Source organism: Paenibacillus sp. SER-28, assembly GCF_052906305.1.
Genome location: NZ_JBRECM010000106.1, coordinates 1 through 225, shown reverse-complemented (window position 1 = coordinate 225; position 225 = coordinate 1). Strand labels below are relative to the sequence as shown.

Sequence of the window (225 nt, the reverse complement as noted above, 5' to 3'; positions counted from 1 at the left end):
TACCCATCCCGAACACGACCGTTAAGCCCTCCAGCGCCGATGGTACTTGGACCGCAGGGTCCTGGGAGAGTAGGACGCCGCCAAGCAAGATAAAAGAGCACAGCCTTAATGGGCTGTGCTCTCAGGCTGTCGAGAAAGTCTCGACAGCCTTTTTTTATGTTCATTTTATTTAAGACGACACCGCGTTAATGTTGTATAATATAGGTAACTATTGTAGAACGGACG

Annotated in this window: 1 rRNA gene; it reads left to right on the top strand. The window is 48.9% G+C overall.

The window, feature by feature from the left end:
• Nucleotides 1-86, top strand: a 5S ribosomal RNA gene (gene rrf / locus ACUYLD_RS25845); the annotation flags it as partial.
• Nucleotides 87-225: the final 139 nt, after the last annotated feature.